Raw genomic sequence first — 2,403 nt, forward strand, 5'->3', positions numbered from 1 at the left:
CGGCACCCCGCTCCCGGCCGTCCCGGACCCGGACGCACCCGACCCCGGCACCCCGGCCCCCGGCCCACCGGATCGGAAGGCACCCGCCACCGGGACGGCGCCCGACACCGGGACGGCGCCCGCCTCCGGCGTCGGCGCGGCGGGCCCGGAGGGCACCGGTACGGGCGCCACCGAGGCCGGCGCTCCGGGCTCGCCCGCCGTCCCGGCCCCGCCGGCCGTCCCGGCGGCGGTGTCCGCCCCGCGGCGGCCGGGGGCGAACCCCCGGCGGGGGAGGGGCCGCAGGCCCAGGCGGGAGACCTCCCAGTCGGGGGCGTCCTCGTACAGCCGGGTGTCCGGGACGCGCAGCTCCGGCCCGAACAGGGTCGACAGCTGCGGCCGCGGCCGGCCCGTCTGGAGGGCGACCACCTCCCGCAGCACGCCCGTCAGCTGGTCCGCCATCTCCTGCGCGGACGCGAACCGCCGCCCCGGATCCGGATCGGTGGCCCGCACCAGGAGCCGGTAGAACGACTCGTACCGCTGGAACACCTCGATGTGCTCCGGGTCCGGCAGCGAGTCCGCGAACACGTTCGTGTAGCCCTGGAAGTCGAACGTCAGGACCGCCAGCGTCCGCGCCACCGTGTACAGGTCGGAGGCCACCGACGGGCCCAGCTCCGCGACCTCCGGCGCCTGGTAGCCCACCGTGCCGTAGATGGCCGACTCCTCGTCGTCCATCCGCCGCACCGCGCCCATGTCGATCAGCTTCAGCTGGTCCTGCTGCTGGATCGCGTTGTCCACCTTGAAATCGCAGTACAGCAGGTTGCGGCTGTGCAGGTGCCCGAGGGCCTCCAGGGCCTCGATGCCGTACGCGCACGCCTGCTCCACCGGCAGCGGATCACGCCGCCCGTCCGGCCGGCGCCGCTCGTTCGCGATCTCCTTGAGCGACTTGCCGCCGACGTACTCCATGACGATGTACCCGTCCAGCGAGCCCGTCCGCTGGTCGAGGTGCTCCACGAAGTTGTAGATGCGGACGATGTTGGAGTGCTCGATCTCCGCCAGGAAGCGCCGCTCGGAGATCGCCGCCTCCATCGCGTCCTGGTCCCCGGTGTCCAGGAGGCCCTTGAGCACCACCCACCGGTGCGAGACCGCCCGGTCCACCGCCAGGTACACCCAGCCCAGCCCACCGTGCGCCAGGCAGCCCGCCACCTCGTACTGGCCGTGCACCACGTCCCCGGCGCGCAGCTTCGGTACGAACGAGTACGGGTGCCCGCACTTGGTGCAGAACCCCTCCGTACGCCCCGGCCGGTCACCCCGCGCCCGGCCCACCGGCGCCCCGCAGTCCGAACGCGAGCAGAACCGCTTGCGCTCCGGCACCTCCGGGTTCTCCAGCACCGCCGAAGAAGGGTCCGGACGCGGCACCTCCGGCACGCTGACCAGCCCCGCGCCCAGCCGGCTGCGCCCCGAGGACCCGGCCGCCGAGCCCGAACTGCGCACCGAGACCGACCTGCTGGACCCCGCGCCCGCCAGGGACCGCGACAGCCGCCCGGACACCGAGCGGCGCGAGGACGAGGACCGGGAGGACGCCGAGCGCGCCGACGCCGAGGAACGGCCGGAGCCGCGCGAGCCCGCCGAGCCCCGGGAGTCCCCCTGCCGGGCGGCGCTCGTCATGCCCGTCGGCAGGCAGTACACCTCGCCGCCGCCCATGTCCTCGTACGCGCCCGGGCAGCCGGAACGCAGGCAGGGCGATCCGATCAGGCTCATGCGTCCTCCTCCCCGGTCCCCTCGGGCCGGTGGTCCTCCGGCGGGGCCAGCGCCTCCGCCGCCGCCCGCTGGTAGCGCAGCACGGCGCCCTCCGCCGCCCGCAGGTCGCACGGCGCGCTCCACAGCATCCGCCGGGCCGTGTCGTAGCGCTCGACCAGCAGCGGATCCTCCGCCATGCCGTGCCGGGCCACCTTGGCCCGGTACGCGTCGAGCCGGCCGCGCAGCTCGGCCCGGACCGCCAGCGGCGCCGTCACCGCCGTCAACGATTCGCGGGCCCGCCGGAGTTCCTCCTCGGCCCGGTCCTCCAGCGCGTCCAGCAGCGGGGACAGCCGGTGCCACTGCGACTGCCTGCGGTACTCGGCCGCCGCCGCCAGCTGCTCCTGCAGGGCCGTCGGCGGGCCGCTGACGGCCGGCACCTCCGACGCCGCGATCTTCGCCAGCACCTCCCCGCGCGCCGTCCGCGCCTCGGACAGGGTCCGGTCGGCCCGCGAGAGCACGTCCCGCAGGGCGATCAGCCGCGCCTCCGCGTCCTGCCGCACCGTCAGCACCGCCTCGACCTCCCGGCGCACGTCGTCCAGCGCGCGGGCCGCCCGGTCGTAGCGGGCCGTGTCGGGCCGGCCGCCGCCCGGGGCGGAACTCCCCGACGCGGGCACCCAGAACGCCAGC

General features: G+C 76.2%; 1 protein-coding gene and 1 pseudogene. Both read right to left on the reverse strand.

Features of this window, described 5'->3' with window-relative positions; all coding sequences use genetic code 11:
- On the reverse strand, nucleotides 1-1,737 hold a 1,737-nt coding region (locus VR44_RS13330), incomplete at its 3' end, for a serine/threonine protein kinase (RefSeq protein ID WP_045947682.1).
- A pseudogene (locus VR44_RS13335) lies at nucleotides 1,734-2,403 on the reverse strand (hypothetical protein); the annotation flags it as partial. The gene VR44_RS13330 and the pseudogene VR44_RS13335, both read right to left, overlap by 4 nt.

The sequence above is a fragment of the Streptomyces katrae genome, assembly GCF_000966975.1.
GTDB classification, from domain to species: Bacteria; Actinomycetota; Actinomycetes; order Streptomycetales; family Streptomycetaceae; genus Streptomyces; species Streptomyces katrae.